Here is a 16,893-nt window from a genome sequence, read left to right as displayed (position 1 = left end):
GAATTCCCGTGCAAAACCTGCTGTCCCACCCGCTGACCCATGGCGCACCGCTGACCTATTGGCAGATGGGGGCCACCGTTGAGGCCCGCTATGACCTGCCCGACATGCCGATGGCGGGCGAGATGGACCCGTTCTTTTTCCTGACCAAGGACAAGAACTTCATCCCGCACGAATACCCTTGCCGCACCGAATTTGCCAAGCAGCGCAGGGGCCTGCGCCCCGAAGCTGCGGCAATGGATGAACTCGCGCGCCTGTGGCTGCCGTTCGATTCGCCCCGGCTTGACCTGTCGGGTTTCTGGTTTCGCCCCACCCATATCGCCACCTGGGCGCAGACCGTGCTGCGCGCCGATACTGCTGGCGCGGCCCGGCTGCGCCTGCGCACCTGCGGCGGCGCGGTGCTGCTGGTGAACGGGGCCGAGGCGGGCTTCTTGGCGCCCTACAAGCGCAACAGCGAAAGCGCCGCCGAATTTGACGTGGTGCTGAACGCGGGCGACAACACCATCGCCGTCTGGTTCGACGATCTGGCCGAGCGGGACGCGCGCTATTACATCCAGCTTGATTACCTCAGCGGGCCTGCGGGCGTGGCGGGCATTCCGCTGGCAGGATCTGCCGAGACCGCCCGGGCTGTGGAAACCGCGCTGGCGACGATGCATTTCGAGCTTCCCGCCTATACCACGGGCGAGGTGGCGCTGACCCTGCCGCGCCCGATCCCTGCCGATACGGTGGCAAAGATCACCGTCGAGGGCGATTTCATGTCGCATCAAAGCATGGGCATGGAACGGGCCTTGCCCGCCGGGGCCACGCGCCTGCTGATCGACCGGGCCGAGGATCTGCCGGGCGATTTCCGCCATTTCACCATCGCGCTGACGGCGGGCGGATTTACCGCAACCCGGGTGTTCGGGGTGGAGATCTGCCACGCCGGGCGGCAGGGCACCGCCGCGCCCGACCTTGCGACCCGCATCACCGAGGCGTTGACCGAGGTGGCCGAACATTCCGAACCCGATACCGTGGCCGCACTGGCCCGGCTGGGCCTTGGCCTTGGCGACGAGCGCACGGCGGCGATGATCGAGGCGACGCTGCCCACCATCGAGGATTGCTGGGATTGCGCAGATTTCGCGCTGGTGCCGCTGATCTGGGGCCGCACCCGTTTTGGCCATCTGCTGCCCGAGGCGACGCGCAACCGCATCGACGCCGCCATGCTGGGCTACCGCTACTGGATGGACGAGCCGGGCAATGACGTGCAGTGGTATTTCTCTGAGAACCACGCGCTGCTGTTCCACACATCGGCCTATCTGGCTGGGGCTTTCCTGCCCGACGCTACCTTCAAACGGTCAGGCCGCACGGGGGCCGAACAATCGGCGGTGGGCGCGCAGCGAGTGCGTGACTGGCTGGATCATTTCGAGGCCTGGGAGATGGCCGAGTTCAATTCGGCCCCCTATTTCCCGATTGATCTCAAGGGCCTGACCGCCTTGCATGCGCTGGCCCCCGATGCCGATATTTCCGAGCGGGCGGGCAAGGGCATCATCCGCCTGCTGCAACTGGTGGCGAATTCCGCGCACCACGGCGTGCTGACGGCGGCGCAGGGCCGGTCGTATGAACACACGCTGCGGGCCGGTCGGTCGCTGGAACTGTCGGCCATCGGGCGGCTGATCTGGGGGGCGGGCAATTATGGTGCGCGTTTCCATGCGCTGCCGGGGCTGGCGCTGTGCCTGCGCGATCACGGGCTGGTGCTGACCGAAGGCCTGCCGGAACGGGCGAACTTGACGGATGGCGAACAGGAATGGGGCTTTGCCCAGGGTGAAAACTGCTTTGCCACCCTGCAACATGCCAAGACGAAAGACTGGGCCATGGGCACGGCGGCGCATTACCGCTGGTATGATTGGGGCTATCAGGAAACCGTGATCCACGCCCGCATCGGCACCAACCCCGATGCCCAGACCTGGATCAACCACCCGGGTGAGGTGATCCATTCCGGCTATGGCCGCCCGTCCTATTGGGGCGGCTGCGCCTCGGTGCCGCGGGTGCAGCAGTATCGCGGGCTGGCGGTTGTGCTGTTTGACGGCGTGCCGGAACAGCCCGCCTTTACCCATGCCTGGTTTCCGCAGCCGGTGTTTGACGAGTGCCTTGTGAATGGTGCGCTGGCGGCGGCCCGGTCCGGGGGTGGCGGCATGATGCTGCGCACCTCCGGCCCGCTGGAACTTGTGGCCGAGGGCCCGACGGCAGGTTGCGAATTGCGGCTTGCCGGGCAGAAAAACTGGTGGATACTGCGGCTTGGGGCCACAGTTGATCTGACGGGCTTTGCGGCCCGGCATCAGGGCCTGACATTGGCCGGTGGCCCGCAGGATGTGCTGCGGGTGGAGGATGCGGATTATGGCACGGTGCTGTTCCATCCCGATGGCCGGATCGAGGCCGAGGGCCGGGTGATCGACCCCGCGCAATGGTCGGTGGAGGGACACCGCCAGGTGCTGTAACCGGCCGTCAGAGCCGAAGGCACAACACGACAGACAACCGCCGCGACCGGACCAGACCGGCGCGGCACAGAGGAGGAGACGACCTGTGATACCGACAATGAAACGGACCATGACCGCCCTGGCCGCGCTTGGCTTTGGCATGATGACCTCGGCCGCCTGGGCCGGGGATGTGCGCGTGATGTGGTATTCCGACGGTGTGGAGGGCGAGGTGATCGCCGATCTCCTGAACCGCTTCATGGAACAGAACCCCGACATCAACGTGATCCTCGACAACGTGGCCTACAAGGTGGTGCAGGAACAACTGCAGATTCAGCTTGAGGCCGGCACCGGGCCGGACATCGCCCGCGTCACCAACCTCAAGGCGCTGGCGAGCCACTGGCTTGACCTGACCCCCCACCTGCAAGACCCGGCCTATTGGGAGGCGAATTTCGGCGATTACGCCGACTGGATGCGCGAAGACGGCAGCACCGCCATCAACGGTTTCCTGACCCAGCTGACGCTGACCGGCGGCTTCGCCAACAAGACGCTGTTCGAACAGGCGGGCGTGGCCATTCCGGGCGACGATGCCACCTGGGATGACTGGATCGCCGCCGCCTCCGAGGTGCAGGCCAGCCAGCAGACCGCAGCCGCCTTTGCCATCGACCGTTCGGGCCACCGCATCTCGGGGCCGAATGCTTCCTACGGCGCCAACTACATCGGCCCCGACCGCGCCCCCCTGCCGGTGGATGCGGGCACCAAGGCCTTTGCGGAAAAGCTGGTGGCCTGGACCAATGATGGCAAGATGCTGAAGGATACCTGGGTTTCGGCCTCGGGTTCCACCTACCGCGCGGCGGCGGATGATTTCATCAACGCAGCCATCCCGTTCTACTATTCCGGCTCGTGGCAGGTGGCGAACCTGTCCACCAAGATCGGTGACGGGTTCGACTGGGTGGCCACGGGCTCGCCCTGTGGCACGGCGGGCTGTTCTGGTCTGGGTGGCGGCGCGGGTCTGGTGGCGATCAAATATACCCAGAACCCCGAAGACGTGGCCAAGGTGATGGAATATCTGGGCTCTGCCGCCGTGGTGAAGGAGTTCAGCGAACGCACCCTGTTCCTGCCCGCGCACAAGGGCGTGGCCTCGGCCGGTGGGCTGGCCTGGGCGTCGGAAGACCCGAACGTGGGCCCGGCGCTGGACAAGTTCGTCGAAGCCTCGGGTGATATCGTTCCGGCTGCCGCCGCCTTGCCCGCATGGAAATGGGGTTCGGCCTATTACGGCGCGCTGGCCAACCGCATCAGCCAGGTGATGGCGGGCGAACTGACGCTGGATGACGCCTATGCCCGCATCGATGCCGATGTGGCCGAGGCCGTGGCTGCCGCCGGCGGAAACTGAGGGCATCGTGGCACAGTTGAAACAGATGGCGGGGGCCGTGGTCACGGCCCCCCTGGGCTGGGCTGCCCGGGCGATTGACCCGCCGCTGCGCCTTTGGCAGCGGCTGACAGGCACAGGGGGCATGGCGGCCTTTTTCCTGCTGCCGAACATGGCGATCTTCGGCGTCTTCGTGCTGCTGCCGCTGGTGATCAACTTTGCCTATTCGATGACGACCGGCGGGGCGCTGTTCCTGTCGGACCGTGAATATGTGGGTGCCGCGCAATATGCGCAGCTTCTGGATTGCGACGATTACACCGACCCTTCGACCTGCGCGCAGGACCAGTTCTGGACCGCGCTGGCCAACACCGCGCTGTTCGTGGTGTTGCAGGTGTCGCTGCTGATCGTCACCGCCACCATTACCGCGCTGATCCTGAACCGCGAGTTGCGGGCGCGCAGTTTCTGGCGGGCGGTGTTCTTTTTCCCCGTGCTGTTGTCGCCGGTGGTGGTGGGCCTGATCTGGCGCTGGATCCTGCAGCGTGACGGCCTGCTGAACGCCATGATCATCCCCATGGGCCTTGACCCGGTGAACTGGCTGATCGAGCGCAACTGGGCCTTTGCAGCCGCCATCGGCGTGACGATCTGGGCGCATCTGGGCTTTTACGCGCTGATCCTGCTGGCCGGATTGCAGGCGATACCGAAAGATCTGTATGAGGCCGCCGAGATGGACGGCACCAAGCCGGGCCGCGTGTTCTGGCGCATCACCCTGCCTTTGCTGATGCCCAACCTGCTGGTTGTCATCGTGCTGGCGCTTATCCGCGCGGTGCAGGTGTTTGACGAGGCGTTCGTGCTGACCGGCGGCGGGCCGGGCACGGCCACGCTGTTCCTGACGCAATATATCTACGAGGTGGGCTTTGCCTCGCTGTTGAAAAACCCCGGGCTGGCGGCTGCGGCCTCGATCCTGATGGGGGCGGTGCTGGTGGTGCTGACGCTGATCCAATTGGCGATCAGCCGCCGGAACGAGAAGAAGGGAAAGCTGAAATGAGCCGGGTTTCCGCATTCCTGTTCCGCCGCCGTGGCGGAAAGGGCTGGCACTGGACCGATGTGGTCACGTTCGGCTGGCTGTTCTTCGGCGTGATCGTGATGTTCGGCCCGGCCCTGTGGCTGATCATGTCATCCTTCAAATCGCCCGCGCAGCTGGCGGAATTTCCGCCCACCGCGCTGCCTTACGAATCCCGCACGGTGGTGGTCGAAGGCTATGACAAGCCCTTGCCGCTGTTCATCGTGACCGACGAGGCGGGCACCCGCACCCTGGCCGAAGTGCGCCGGGTGGGCACAACCGCGCAGATGGTGGATCCGGCAAACTCCGGCGAGATTCAGCGCGTGAACATCGCCAACCGCGTGCCTGACCGGCAGGTGGGCTTTGCCTGGGACAATTACGTGCAGCCGTTCCTGGCCTTCGACTTCATGCTGTATCTGAAAAACTCGGTGTTCGTCACGGTGGTGGCCACGCTGATCACGCTTCTGACCAACTCGATGGCCGCCTTTGCCCTGTCGAAATACGAGTTCCGCGGACGCAATGCGGTGATGCTGACGGTGCTGGCCACGCTGATGATCCCGCTGTCGGTCATCCTTGTGCCGCTGTATTCGATCATCTCGGCGGTCGGCCTGTTCAACAGCCTGTGGGGGGTGATCCTGCCCACGGTCGCCACGCCCACCGGCATCTTCCTGCTGCGGCAATACATGCTGACCATCCCGGATGAGTTGCTGGAGGCGGCACGGATGGACCATGCATCCGAATGGCAGATCTACTGGCGCATCGTGCTGCCCTTGACGGCACCGGCGCTGGCGGTGCTGGGCATCTTTTCGGTCGTGTGGCGCTGGAACGATTTCCTGTGGCCGCTGATCGTTCTCAGCCGCAAAGAGGTTTATACCCTGCAAGTCGGGCTGAACACCTATGCGGGTGAGCTGAACGTGCAATGGCACTTTATCCTGGCGATGACGGTGGTGACGATGATCCCCGTGGTGATCGTTTTCCTGTTCCTGCAACGCTTCATCACCACCGGCATTGCCGGCTCCGGTTTGAAATAGGGGGGCCGACATGGGCCAGATCAGTCTGAAAGGCATCAAGAAATCCTTTGGCGCGGTGGATGTGCTGAAGGGCATCGACCTGGAGGTGGGCGATGGCGAGTTGGTGGTGTTCGTCGGGCCTTCGGGTTGCGGCAAATCCACCCTGCTGCGGATGATCGCGGGGCTGGACCAGCCGACCGCAGGCACCATCGCCATCAACGGCACCGATGTGACGCCGCGCTCTGCCGCTGACCGGGGGCTGGCGATGGTGTTCCAGAGCTATGCCTTGTATCCGCATATGTCGGTGCGGCAGAACATGGCCTTCGGCTTGCAGAACACCCGCATGGCCCGGGCCGAGATTGACGCCCGCATCGCCGATGCGGCACGGCTGCTGGAGATCGAGCCGCTGCTGGAACGCCGCCCCGGGCAACTCTCGGGCGGGCAACGGCAGCGGGTGGCCATCGGCCGCGCCATCGTGCGCCGGCCCACGGCGTTTCTGCTGGACGAGCCGCTGTCGAACCTGGATGCCGAGCTGCGCGTATCGATGCGCGCCGAACTGTCGGCGCTGCATGCGCGGCTGGGGGCCACGATGGTGCATGTGACCCATGACCAGGTCGAGGCGATGACCATGGCCGACCGCATTGTCGTGCTGCGCGCCGGGCGGATCGAACAGGTGGACACGCCCTTGAACCTGTATAACCGCCCCGCGAACCTGTTTGTTGCGGGCTTTATCGGCGCGCCGGGGATGAACATGTTCGGGGCTACCATGGCGCGGGGCGTCGCGCGGCTGGAAGGCGGGCCCGAGATTGACCTTGGCGGCCTGCCGCTGCCCCCATCCGGCGCAGTGACGCTGGGCATCCGCCCGCAGCATCTGCTGCTGTCCGAAGGGGTGGAGGCGGATCTGACGGCGAAAGTCGATCTGATCGAGGCGCTGGGGTCTGAAACCGTGGTGCATGCCACGCTGAACGAGGGGGCCAAGCTGCTGGCCGTGCTGCCGGGCCAACCGGCGCTGGCGCGCGGCGATGTGGTGGGCTTTGATGTCGATCCGGCCATGGTGCATGCCTTTGGCGCAGATGGTGTGCGGCTGGCGGGGTTCTGACCCGCCGCCCATCGGCCCTGACGGGCGACTTCGCTTTTGCCCGCGCAGATGAGCGCGCCCGCGCCAAACAAAAACCGCCGCAGTTTCCTGCGGCGGTTTTTTCATTGCACCAGAACTGCTTACAGCAGTTCCTTCACCTTGGCTGCCGTCGCCTCGGCGGTGATGCCGAATTCAGCGTAAAGCCGTTCCGCCGGGGCCGAAGCGCCAAAGCCGTTCATGCCCACGAAGGCCTCTTTGCCCTCACGCCCGCGCTCGCCCAGCAACCAGCGGTCCCAGCCCTGCCGCACGCCCGCCTCGATGGCCACGCGCACCGACCCTGCGGGCAGCACCTTGCGGCGGTAGGCGGCGTCCTGCGCCGCAAACAGCTCCATACAGGGCATGGAGACAACGCGCGTGCCGATGCCGTCGGACTCCAGCAGATCGCGGGCTTTCAGCGCAATCTCCACTTCCGACCCGGTGGCCATCAGGATGGCCTGACGCTTGCCGGTGGCTTCGGCCAGCACATAGGCGCCCTGTGCGGTCAGGTTCTTGGCGGTATGGCTTTTGCGCACGGTGGGCAGGTTCTGGCGCGACAGCGCCAGCACCGAAGGCGTGCCCTTGCTGGTCAGCGCCAGTTCCCAGGCCTCGGCGGTTTCCACCAGATCGGCGGGGCGGAACACCCATGTGTTCGGCGTGGCGCGGCTGATCGCCAGATGCTCGACCGGCTGGTGCGTCGGGCCATCCTCGCCCAGACCGATGCTGTCATGCGTCATGACATAGACCACCGGCACCTGCATCAGCGCCGACAGGCGCATCGACGGGCGGGCGTAATCGGTGAAACACATGAACGTGCCGCCATAGGGGCGCAGGCCGCCGTGCAGCGCCATGCCGTTCATCGCAGCCGCCATGCCATGTTCGCGGATGCCCCAATACATGTAGCGGCCCGCGCGGTTTTCGGTGTCGAACACACCCAGATCGGCGGTTTTCGTGTTGTTCGAGCCGGTGAGATCCGCCGAGCCGCCAAAGGTTTCCGGCAGCACCGGGTTCACCGCCGCCAGCACCTTTTCCGACGCCGCGCGGGTGGCGAGTTTGGGCAGGCCCTCTGACGCGGTTTTTTTCAGCGCGCGGATCGTGTTGGCCAGTTTGGCCGGAACGTCACCGGCGAACTGGCGGGCGAATTCGGCCTGTTTCTGCGACGAAAGAGCGGCCAGACGGCCCTCCCACGCGGCACGGGCAGAGGCCCCGCGCGCACCGATCGCCTCCCACGCCGCTTTCACATCGGCGGGGATGGTGAAGGCCGGATGATCCCAGCCATAGGCGGCCTTGGTATCGGCCACCACTTTGGCATCGGTCAGCGCGCCATGGCCTTTCGACGTGTCCTGCGCCGAAGACCCCAGCGCGATATGCGTCTTGCAGGCGATCATCGCCGGGGCGGGGCTGGCCTTGGCTGCGGTGATGGCGGCGTCAATCGCCACCGGGTCATGGCCGTCACATTCGAAAACATCCCAGCCCGCAGCCTTGAACCGCGCCACCTGGTCGGTGCGGTCGGACAGCGCAACCTTGCCGTCGATGGTGATGCCGTTGTTGTCCCACAGCACGATCAGCCGCGACAGCGCGTGCCGCCCGGCGATGCCGATGGCCTCGTGGCTGACACCTTCCATCAGGCAGCCGTCACCGGCGATGACATAGGTGTAGTGGTCGATCACCTTGGCCCCCCAGCGGGCGCGCAGGGTTTCTTCGGCCATGGCGAAACCCACGGCATTCGCGATGCCCTGGCCCAGCGGGCCGGTGGTGGTTTCAATGGCCTTGGCCAGGAAATTCTCGGGGTGGCCTGCGGTGCGGGCACCCCATTGGCGGAAGTTCTTCACCTCGTCCAGCGTGATTTCGGCATCGCCTGTGAGGTAAAGCAGCGCATAGATCAGCATCGAGCCATGGCCCGCCGACAGGATGAACCGGTCACGGTTGGGCCATTCGGGGTTGGCGGCATCAAAGCTGAGGTGCTTTTCATAAAGAACGGTGGCGACATCGGCCATACCCATCGGCATGCCGGAATGCCCGGAATTGGCGGCGGCCACCGCATCCAGCGTCAGCGTGCGGATCGCGCAGGCTTTGTTCCAATGGTCCGGGTGCGCGTTGCGCAGGCTGGCAATATCCAAGGTTCGGTCCTCTCCCTCCGGGCAGCGCAGGCCCGGGGGCCGCACCTGTTACGGCCCCGTGCTTAACATCGCCTGTGGCAAGATCAAGCCAAGGCCGCAGACCTGGCGGGCGAAAGGGGGGCACAATTGGCTTTTGCTTTGCGATAAGATCGTTCAACACCGGATTGTTCCCGATTCGCCCGCCGCTTGCGGCAAGGGGGGACGGAAACCGGGGGCAGAACGACCCGCAGGGGCAGAATGACCGAAAGGCTGGCAGCATGCAGGACATAGCGGAACTGGAAGGGCGGATCACCGCCGCCCTTGACCGGATCGGCAAAGGGGTGGAGGCGCTGTCCGAGGCCCCCGCCGAGGCCGGTCCGCTGGCCGCAGCACTGGACGAGGAGCGCACCGCCAATGCGCAGCTGGCCGAACGGCTGCGCGCGGTGAAGGAACGCGACGGCGCGCGGATCGCCGGGCTGGAGGCCGAGGTGGCGCGGCTGACCGGGCAACTGGATGTGCAGGGGCTGGAAATGCAGCGCCTGCGGCAAAGCACGATCCAGCTGCGCGAACACCTGCGCGCGCTGCGCGAGGCGCAGGAATCGGGCCTGGCCGAACCGGGGCAGTTGAACAAGGCCATGCAGGCCGAGCTGGAGGCGCTGCGCGCCGCGCGCAGCAGCGAACTGGCCGAAATGGATGCGATACTGGCCGAACTGACGCCATTGCTGTCAGCCGCCACATCGCCGCAGGAGGAGCGTGCCGATGCCTGATCTGGATGTGATGATCGGCGGGCGCAGCTTTCGCGTGGCCTGCCAGCCGGGCGAGGAGCATTTCCTGCGCGCCGCCGCCCTGATGCTGGACAACGAGGCGCAGCCGCTGCTGAGCCAGATGGGCCGCCTGCCCGAAGTGCGCATGCTGTTGATGGCCGGGCTGATGCTGGCCGACAAGACGGCGGCGCTGGAGGACCAGTTGCGCAGCCTCAAGGCGCAGGTGGACGAGCTGACCGCCCGCCCGGTGCCGGAACCCGCAAGGGTGGAAGTGCCGGTGATCCCCGCGCGCGTGACCGAAAGCCTGGCCGAGATTGCGGCCCGGGCCGAGGCGCTGGCCGCAGCGGTGGAAGAGCGCGCGGCAGGCTGAGGGTTGCGACGGTTGTCTTGTCGGGCGGGCTAAAATTTTTGCTTAAAAATTTTGGCGCCTCTCCCGGAGCGCGGCTCTGGATGCTGGCGAGGAATGGGGGCTGTCTGCCCCCACGTCCCCCAGCGGGGGCCGCCCCCGAGGATATTTGCGCCAATGAGAATGGGGCGTCGCAATGCCTGCGGCTGTCGTGGCGATGACGCGGGTGGTGATGACCTGCGTGGCGAAGACTGGTCGCGGCCTTCATCGCCTGTCGCCATCAGGCGTTGGCGGCGCGGATCTTTTCGGCGGCGTCCTTGTCATAGGTCACGCCTTTGGCCTCGAACAGCGCATCCAACTCGCCCGACAGTGTCATTTCGGTGATGATGTCGCAGCCGCCCACGAATTCGCCCTTCACATATAGCTGGGGGATGGTGGGCCAGTCGGAGAAATCCTTGATGCCCTGGCGGATCTCGGCATCGGCCAGCACGTTCACATCGGCGAATTCCACGCCCATGAAATTCAACACCCCGGCCACGCGGCTGGAAAAGCCGCATTGCGGCATCATCTTGGTGCCCTTCATGAACAGAACGACATCGTTCTTGGTGATCGTGTCGCGGATCGTGTCGGAAGCGGTCATCGTGTCATCCTCGGGTAGCGGCCGCGCGGGGGGCTGGCGGCGCGAGACGGGTCAATCGGGGGCTTTGGTGGTCAGCGCCAGCGCGTGGAGTTCGCCATGCGCGCCGTCCATCTTGCCTTTCAGGCTGGCATAGACCGCGCGCTGTTGTTGCACCCGGTTCATGCCCTTGAAGCTGGGGTCGATCACCTCGGCGGCCCAGTGGTTGCCATCGCCCGCAAGGTCGGTGATGGTGATGCGCGCCTGCGGGAAGCTTTCCCGGATCAGATTTTCGATGTCGCGGGCTTCCATGGGCATGGTGGGTTGCGTCCTTAGCTGCGGCCTGCCCCAGATGTAACGCCGGGGCAGGTGCTGTGCAAGGTGGCGGTCAGGCCACGGCCGCGGCAAAGGCGCTGCGGTAGAGGGTGGACAGGGCGGCCAGCGGGGCGCTGTCGCTGCCAAGGGTCACGGCATCGCCACCGAAACGGCCTGCCACATGCAGCGGAACACCCGCCGCCGAGGCTGCGGCTTGCAGGGCCGGGCCCTGCTTCGGGGTGACGGCCAGCAGATAACGGGCCTGGTCCTCGCCGAACAGCGCGGGCAGGGTGGCCGCCGTCAGCGTGACCCCAAGCCCCGCGCCTTCGGCCATTTCAAACGCTGCCAGTGCCAGCCCGCCATCGCCAAGATCGGTGGCCGCCTGCACCAGATGCCGGTTGGCCCGCAGGAATTCGCCGTGCCGGCGCTCGGCTGCCAGATCGACCGGGGGCGCATCGCCGCTTTCCATGCCGAAAGCCTCGGCCAGCAGCGCCGACTGGCCCAGATGGCCCGCCGTGTCGCCGATGACGAAGGCCAGATCGCCACTGGCCGGCTGGCCTGCGATCAGCTCGTCAAGGCTGGCCAGCAGGCCCACCGCGCCGATGGTGGGGGTGGGCAGGATGCCTGCGCCGTCGGTTTCGTTGTAAAGCGATACGTTGCCCGAGACGATGGGCATGTCGAGCGCGAGACAGGCGGCACCGATGCCTTTGATCGCACCTACGAATTGCCCCATGATTTCAGGCTTTTCGGGGTTTCCGAAGTTCAGGTTGTCGGTGGTGGCAAGGGGCCGCGCGCCGACGGCGGTGAGGTTGCGGTAAGCCTCGGCCACCGCCTGTTTGCCGCCCTCGAACGGGTTGGCCATGACATAGCGCGGCGTCACGTCCGACGTAAAGGCCAGCGCCTTGGGCGTGCCGTGCACCCGCACCACACCCGCGCCAAGGCCGGGGCTGCGCACCGTGTCGCCCATCACCATGCTGTCATACTGCTCCCACACCCAGGCCTTGTGGGCATAGGACGGGCTGCCGATCAGTGCGCGCAGGCCGTCGATCAGGCCAATGGCGGGAATGTCGCCCAAGGGGGCGGCAGGCGGGGTTTCCACCCACGGCCGGTCATATTCCGGGGCGGAGGATGACAGTTTCGACAGCGGCAGGTCGGCTTTCACCTCGTTGCCATGCAGGATCAGGAAGCGGTCTTCGGGGATGGTTTCGCCCACAATCGCGAAATCCAGATCCCATTTCACGAAGATCGCCCGCGCCTCGGCCTCCATCGCGGGCTTCAGCACCATCAGCATGCGTTCCTGGCTTTCGGACAGCATCATTTCATAGGCGGTCATGTTGGTTTCGCGCTGCGGCACGTCATCGAGTTGCAGCTTGATGCCCAAGCCCCCCTTGTCGCCCATTTCCACGGCGGAACAGGTCAGGCCCGCCGCCCCCATGTCCTGAATGGAGATCACGGCACCGGAGGCCATCAGTTCCAGACAGGCCTCCAGCAGGCGCTTTTCGGTGAAGGGATCGCCGACCTGCACCGTGGGGCGTTTATCCTCGATCGTGTCGTCGAATTCGGCCGAGGCCATGGTGGCGCCGCCGACGCCGTCACGGCCGGTCTTGGCACCGAGGTAAACCACCGGCATGCCGACGCCCGAGGCGACCGAGTAGAAGATCTTGTCGGCATCGGCCAGACCGGCCGCAAAGGCGTTGACCAGACAATTGCCGTTGTAGCTGCGGTGAAAGCGCACCTCGCCGCCCACGGTCGGCACGCCGAACGCGTTGCCATAGCTGCCCACACCCTCGACCACACCCTTGACCAGATGCGCGGTTTTCGGATGCGAGGGCAGGCCGAAGCTGAGCGCGTTCATCGCCGCGATGGGGCGCGCGCCCATGGTGAACACGTCGCGCAGGATGCCGCCCACGCCGGTGGCAGCGCCCTGATGGGGCTCGATATAGGAGGGGTGGTTGTGGCTTTCCATCTTGAAGATAACCGCCTGCCCGTCGCCGATATCGACCACGCCCGCGTTTTCACCCGGCCCGCAGATCACCTGCGGCCCGGTGGTGGGCAGGGTGCGCAGCCATTTCTTCGATGATTTGTAGGAGCAATGCTCGTTCCACATCGCCGAGAATATGCCCAGTTCGGTGAACGTGGGTTCGCGCCCGATGATGCCCAGCAGGCGCTGGTATTCGTCGGGCTTCAGGCCATGGGCTGCGATCAGGTCAGGGGTGATGGCGGGTTCGGTCATGGGGTTTCCCTGTCAATGCGAACGTCTGCGTCTTACGGCAAGGACCGCGCGAGGGGAAGCGGACAGGCCGCAGGGCCGGGCCGGCCTGAAAAGAAGGATTGCAGGGCAAGAAACGGGTAACTGTGCCTTTGCAATGACAAAATCTGGTCCGGCCAAATTTTTCCGACGGCGCGCACAAAATTATTTTTGCAGCCATGTCGAAATCGGCAATGGTCCGGCGTCCTTGGGTTATCGAAACCCTGACACTGACAAAGGAATGATGATGACATTTGCCGTGACCCCGCTGTATGCCCTGCCGCTGGCGGTGATTTTCCTGATTTTGTGGTTCCGCGTGACCTCTGTGCGCGGTGCCATGAACTTGTCGTTCGGTGACGGCGGCAATGTGCTGCTGCTGCAACGCATCCGCCAGCATGGCAATTTCGTGGAATGGACCTGCTTTGTGCTGATCCTGATGATCCTTGCCGAAGGCATGGGTGCGCCTGCGCTGTATCTGCACATTTCGGGCGCGTTGCTGCTGATCGGGCGGATTGCCCATCCCTTTGGCCTGAAGACCGACACGGCGGCGCATCCGCTGCGCTATGTCGGCAACGGCACCAACATTCTGGCCACGCTGAACCTGATTGTCTGTCTGGCCGTCAACATCATCGGCCTGTGAACCTGCTGCATCCCTCGGAAACCCAAGCACAAAGGACTGCGAAAATGAAATACATGATCCTGATCTACAATGATCCCGCACTGGAACCGGCTTATGGCACGCCCGCGTTCGACGCGATGATGGCCGGGTTCTTTGCCGCCAATCAGACCATGGCCGCCGATGGCGTGCTGGTGTCGGGTGAGGGCCTGCAAGGGGTGGAAACCGCCACATCGCTGCGCATCCGGGGCGGCAAGGCCGAAACCATGGATGGCCCCTTTGCCACCACAAAGGAGCATCTGGGCGGTTATTATGTGGTGGATGTTGCCGATCTTGACGCCGCGCTGAAATATGCGGCCCTGCTGCCCGCGGCGGAATTCGGCACCATCGAGGTGCGGCCGCTGATGAACTATAACCCCGCAGGGAACTGAAGCCATGACAGCCGCCTCGCAGGCCATCGCCGTCACCCGGACCCTAGAGGCGGTGATGCGCAATGACCGGGGGCGGCTGACCGCCGCTCTGATCGCGCGGCTGCGTGATTTCCAGTTGGCCGAAGAGGTGCTGCAAGAGGCCGCCGTTTCGGCCCTGACGCATTGGGGCCGCAGCGGGCTGCCATCCTCGCCGCAGGGCTGGCTTTTGCGCGTGGCGCTGCGCCGCGCCATCGACCGGCTGCGCAGCGGCCAGCGCGATGCGCGCCGCGCGGCGGATCTGGCCGTGCTGGCGGCGGACGAGGCTGATGACACCGAACCCCACATGATCGCCGATGACCGCCTGCGCCTGATCTTCACCTGCTGCCATCCGGCGCTGGAGCCGAAAACCCGGGTCGCGCTGACGCTGCGCACGCTGGGCGGGCTGACGACGGTCGAGATTGCCGGCGCCTTTCTGGATGACCCTACGGCCATGGGCCAGCGCCTGAGCCGTGCCAAGGCCAAGATCGCGGCGGCGGGCATTCCCTTTGCCATCCCCGCACCCGAGGATTGGGCCGAACGGCTGCAATCGGTGCTGGTGGTGGTTTACCTGATCTTCAACCAGGGCTATTCGGCCAATCCCGGCCCGCAACCGCTGCGCCGCGACCTGTGCGAAGAGGCGATCTTTCTGGCCCGCATGCTGGATGCCCTGCGGCCCGGCGAGGCCGAAACCGAGGGCCTGCTGGCGCTGCTGCTGCTGACCCATTCGCGCCATGCCGCGCGCCACATGGCCGGTGTCAGCGTGCCGTTGGCCCAGCAGGACCGCGCCCTGTGGGATGCGCCGATGATCGCCGAGGGGCTGGCCCTGCTGGACCGCGCGATGGAGCGCCGCGCCCCGGGGCCGTTCCAGATCAAGGCGGCGATCGGCGCGCTGCATGCCGCGCCGGGGGTGACGGACTGGCCGCAGATCGCACTGCTTTATGACAGCCTGCTGCGGATGGAGCCGACGCCGGTGATCCGCCTGCACCGCGCAGTGGCTTTGGCCGAGGCCGGGGCGCTGGAGCCCGCGCTGCTGCTGCTGGAGCCTCTGGCCCGCGAACTCGACGATTACCAGCCCTTCCACGCGGCCCGGGCCGATCTGCTGGCCCGCGCGGGTCGAATCGCCGCCGCCCTGACCGCCTATGACCAGGCCATCGCGCTTGCGGGCTCTGCCGCTGACGCCAGCTTTCTGGGCATACGCCGCGATGCAGCGGCTACTTTGCGTGCAAATGACAAAACCACCCCGTAAAGCAAAAAAAAGGCCGAGCATAAGCTCGGCCCAAGTCCAACAGGGAGGTATGAAGGCTGCAAGAGAAACTCAATCACCGCCTTCGAGGTGTGATTTAGGTTGCGCGCTGCTGTCCTACAAGGGGAAACAGGCTGCATGCGCAGCATGGCAGGCATGCGTCTGGCGCATATCGTTGGCGCGCGTAAAATTCTGACCGTCAAGCGCCCGGAAAGTTGAGTAAATCCAAGCCTTTGGCCCAGCCGTCTCAGCTCTGCTGGCGCTTGCGATAATTGAAAATCTCTTCGGTCACGAATTCGCGGAACGCCGCCACCCGCTTTGAATGCCGCAGTTCCTCGGGATAGGCCAGAAACACCGGCACTTCCGACGATTCGACATCGTCCAGCACGCGCACCAGATTGGGGAAATCTTCGGTCAGGTAATCGGGCAGCACGCCGATGCCGATATGGTTCAGCACGCCCTGCAAGACACCAAAATAATTGTTCACCGTCAGCATCGACGGGATGTCGTTGGCGATCAGCTGCTGCACCAGCGTGGCCCCCGCCGCCACTTGCGCCGCACCCACATGCTGGCAGATCAGCCGGTGCGCCGAAAAGTCGGCCATGGTTTCGGGCGTGCCATGTTCGGCCAGATAGTCGGGCGTCGCATAAAGCCGCATGCGGATGTTCATCAGCCGCTTGCGGATCAGATCGGCCTGCGACGGCTCTTTCATGCGGATCGCCACATCGGCCTCGCGCATCGGCAGATCCAGCACCCGCTCTTCCAGCATCAGGTCGATCTTCAGCGCCGGGTATTTCTTGTAAAGCGCGGTCAGGCGCGGGGCCAGCCACAGCGTGCCAAAGCCGGTGGTCGTGGTCACGCGCAGCTCGCCGAATACCTCATCCTCTGAATCGCGGATCCGGGCGGCGGTGGCGTCCAGCCGTTTTACCATGGCGGTGGTGGCATCGAACAGGAGTTCCCCCTGTTCAGTCAGAATCAGCCCGCGCGCATGGCGGTGAAACAGGGTGACACTCAGGCTTTCCTCCAGCGCGCGGATCTGGCGGCTGACCGCCGATTGCGACAGGTGCAGCACATCGCCCGCATGCGTCAGGCTGCCCGCATCGGCCACAGCATGAAATATTCTGAGCTTGTCCCAATCCATCGCGCAACTCTTTGTGTTTTTGGCGGCTGCTTCCGCAACGTTCACCTAGGTAGTGC

At 65.2% G+C, this 16,893-nt stretch carries 15 protein-coding genes; 10 read left to right on the top strand and 5 right to left on the bottom strand.

The features are described 5' to 3' along the window. The first annotated feature begins 8 nt into the window (after window positions 1–8). From GEU84_RS02650 to GEU84_RS02630, 5 genes are all read left to right on the top strand, one after another. Window positions 9–2,471 (top strand): hypothetical protein, encoded by a 2,463-nt coding sequence (locus GEU84_RS02650; RefSeq protein WP_217438498.1) that lies wholly within the window; start codon window positions 9–11, stop codon window positions 2,469–2,471. 109 nt (window positions 2,472–2,580) lie between these two features. Then, the gene (locus tag GEU84_RS02645; RefSeq protein WP_241427546.1) at window positions 2,581–3,840 is read left to right on the top strand and encodes an ABC transporter substrate-binding protein; all 1,260 of its coding nucleotides are present in this window, start codon (window positions 2,581–2,583) and stop codon (window positions 3,838–3,840) included. A 7-nt stretch (window positions 3,841–3,847) separates the two neighbouring features. Further along, window positions 3,848–4,861: a carbohydrate ABC transporter permease gene (locus GEU84_RS02640; RefSeq protein WP_338144744.1), complete on the top strand. Its 1,014-nt coding sequence runs from the start codon at window positions 3,848–3,850 to the stop codon at window positions 4,859–4,861. After that, a complete protein-coding gene (locus GEU84_RS02635) occupies window positions 4,858–5,907 on the top strand; it encodes a carbohydrate ABC transporter permease (RefSeq protein ID WP_152823929.1) in 1,050 nt (349 codons plus the stop codon). The genes GEU84_RS02640 and GEU84_RS02635 overlap by 4 nt, the downstream gene beginning before the upstream one ends. 10 nt (window positions 5,908–5,917) lie before the next feature. After that, window positions 5,918–6,985, top strand: coding sequence for an ABC transporter ATP-binding protein (locus GEU84_RS02630; RefSeq protein ID WP_152823928.1), 1,068 nt, complete (start codon window positions 5,918–5,920; stop codon window positions 6,983–6,985). Window positions 6,986–7,104: 119 nt separating this feature from the next. On the opposite strand, the gene tkt is transcribed toward GEU84_RS02630, so the two are convergent. Then, complete coding sequence (tkt, locus tag GEU84_RS02625) at window positions 7,105–9,120, bottom strand: transketolase (RefSeq protein ID WP_152823927.1); 2,016 nt, start codon at window positions 9,118–9,120, stop codon at window positions 7,105–7,107. A 257-nt stretch (window positions 9,121–9,377) separates the two neighbouring features. Here tkt and GEU84_RS02620 point away from each other — a divergent pair, with 257 nt between their 5' ends. Then, window positions 9,378–9,866, top strand: coding sequence for a hypothetical protein (locus tag GEU84_RS02620; RefSeq protein WP_152823926.1), 489 nt, complete (start codon window positions 9,378–9,380; stop codon window positions 9,864–9,866). Then, window positions 9,859–10,233, top strand: coding sequence for a cell division protein ZapA (locus tag GEU84_RS02615; RefSeq protein ID WP_152823925.1), 375 nt, complete (start codon window positions 9,859–9,861; stop codon window positions 10,231–10,233). The genes GEU84_RS02620 and GEU84_RS02615 overlap by 8 nt, the downstream gene beginning before the upstream one ends. A gap of 256 nt (window positions 10,234–10,489) precedes the next feature. Here GEU84_RS02615 and grxD read toward each other — a convergent pair whose 3' ends face one another. From grxD to purL, 3 genes are all read right to left on the bottom strand, one after another. Continuing rightward, window positions 10,490–10,849 carry a Grx4 family monothiol glutaredoxin gene (grxD, locus tag GEU84_RS02610; protein ID WP_152823924.1) on the bottom strand — a complete coding sequence of 120 codons (360 nt, stop codon included), beginning with the start codon at window positions 10,847–10,849 and terminating at the stop codon, window positions 10,490–10,492. 51 nt (window positions 10,850–10,900) lie between these two features. Next, window positions 10,901–11,143, bottom strand: a complete 243-nt coding sequence (locus GEU84_RS02605) for a BolA/IbaG family iron-sulfur metabolism protein (RefSeq protein ID WP_152823923.1) — start codon at window positions 11,141–11,143, stop codon at window positions 10,901–10,903. Between the two features lie 70 nt (window positions 11,144–11,213). Next, complete coding sequence (gene purL, locus GEU84_RS02600) at window positions 11,214–13,373, bottom strand: phosphoribosylformylglycinamidine synthase subunit PurL (RefSeq protein ID WP_152823922.1); 2,160 nt, start codon at window positions 13,371–13,373, stop codon at window positions 11,214–11,216. A gap of 262 nt (window positions 13,374–13,635) precedes the next feature. On the opposite strand from purL, the gene GEU84_RS02595 reads away from it, so the two are divergent. The 3 genes from GEU84_RS02595 to GEU84_RS02585 are packed head-to-tail and all read left to right on the top strand — an operon-like array spanning window position 13,636 to window position 15,699. Continuing rightward, window positions 13,636–14,028 (top strand): MAPEG family protein, encoded by a 393-nt coding sequence (locus GEU84_RS02595; protein WP_152823921.1) that lies wholly within the window; start codon window positions 13,636–13,638, stop codon window positions 14,026–14,028. A gap of 44 nt (window positions 14,029–14,072) precedes the next feature. Beyond that, window positions 14,073–14,435, top strand: a complete 363-nt coding sequence (locus tag GEU84_RS02590; protein ID WP_152823920.1) for a YciI family protein — start codon at window positions 14,073–14,075, stop codon at window positions 14,433–14,435. Window positions 14,436–14,439: 4 nt separating this feature from the next. Further along, window positions 14,440–15,699: an RNA polymerase sigma factor gene (locus GEU84_RS02585; protein WP_152823919.1), complete on the top strand. Its 1,260-nt coding sequence runs from the start codon at window positions 14,440–14,442 to the stop codon at window positions 15,697–15,699. Window positions 15,700–15,943: 244 nt separating this feature from the next. Here GEU84_RS02585 and GEU84_RS02580 read toward each other — a convergent pair whose 3' ends face one another. Then, window positions 15,944–16,837 (bottom strand): LysR family transcriptional regulator, encoded by an 894-nt coding sequence (locus tag GEU84_RS02580; protein ID WP_152823918.1) that lies wholly within the window; start codon window positions 16,835–16,837, stop codon window positions 15,944–15,946. Window positions 16,838–16,893: the final 56 nt, after the last annotated feature.

Source organism: Fertoeibacter niger (genome assembly GCF_009380135.2).
Lineage (GTDB): Bacteria > Pseudomonadota > Alphaproteobacteria > Rhodobacterales > Rhodobacteraceae > Fertoeibacter > Fertoeibacter niger.
The sequence above is the reverse complement of the archived record's forward strand: the minus strand, read 5'-3'. Positions and strand labels throughout refer to the sequence as shown.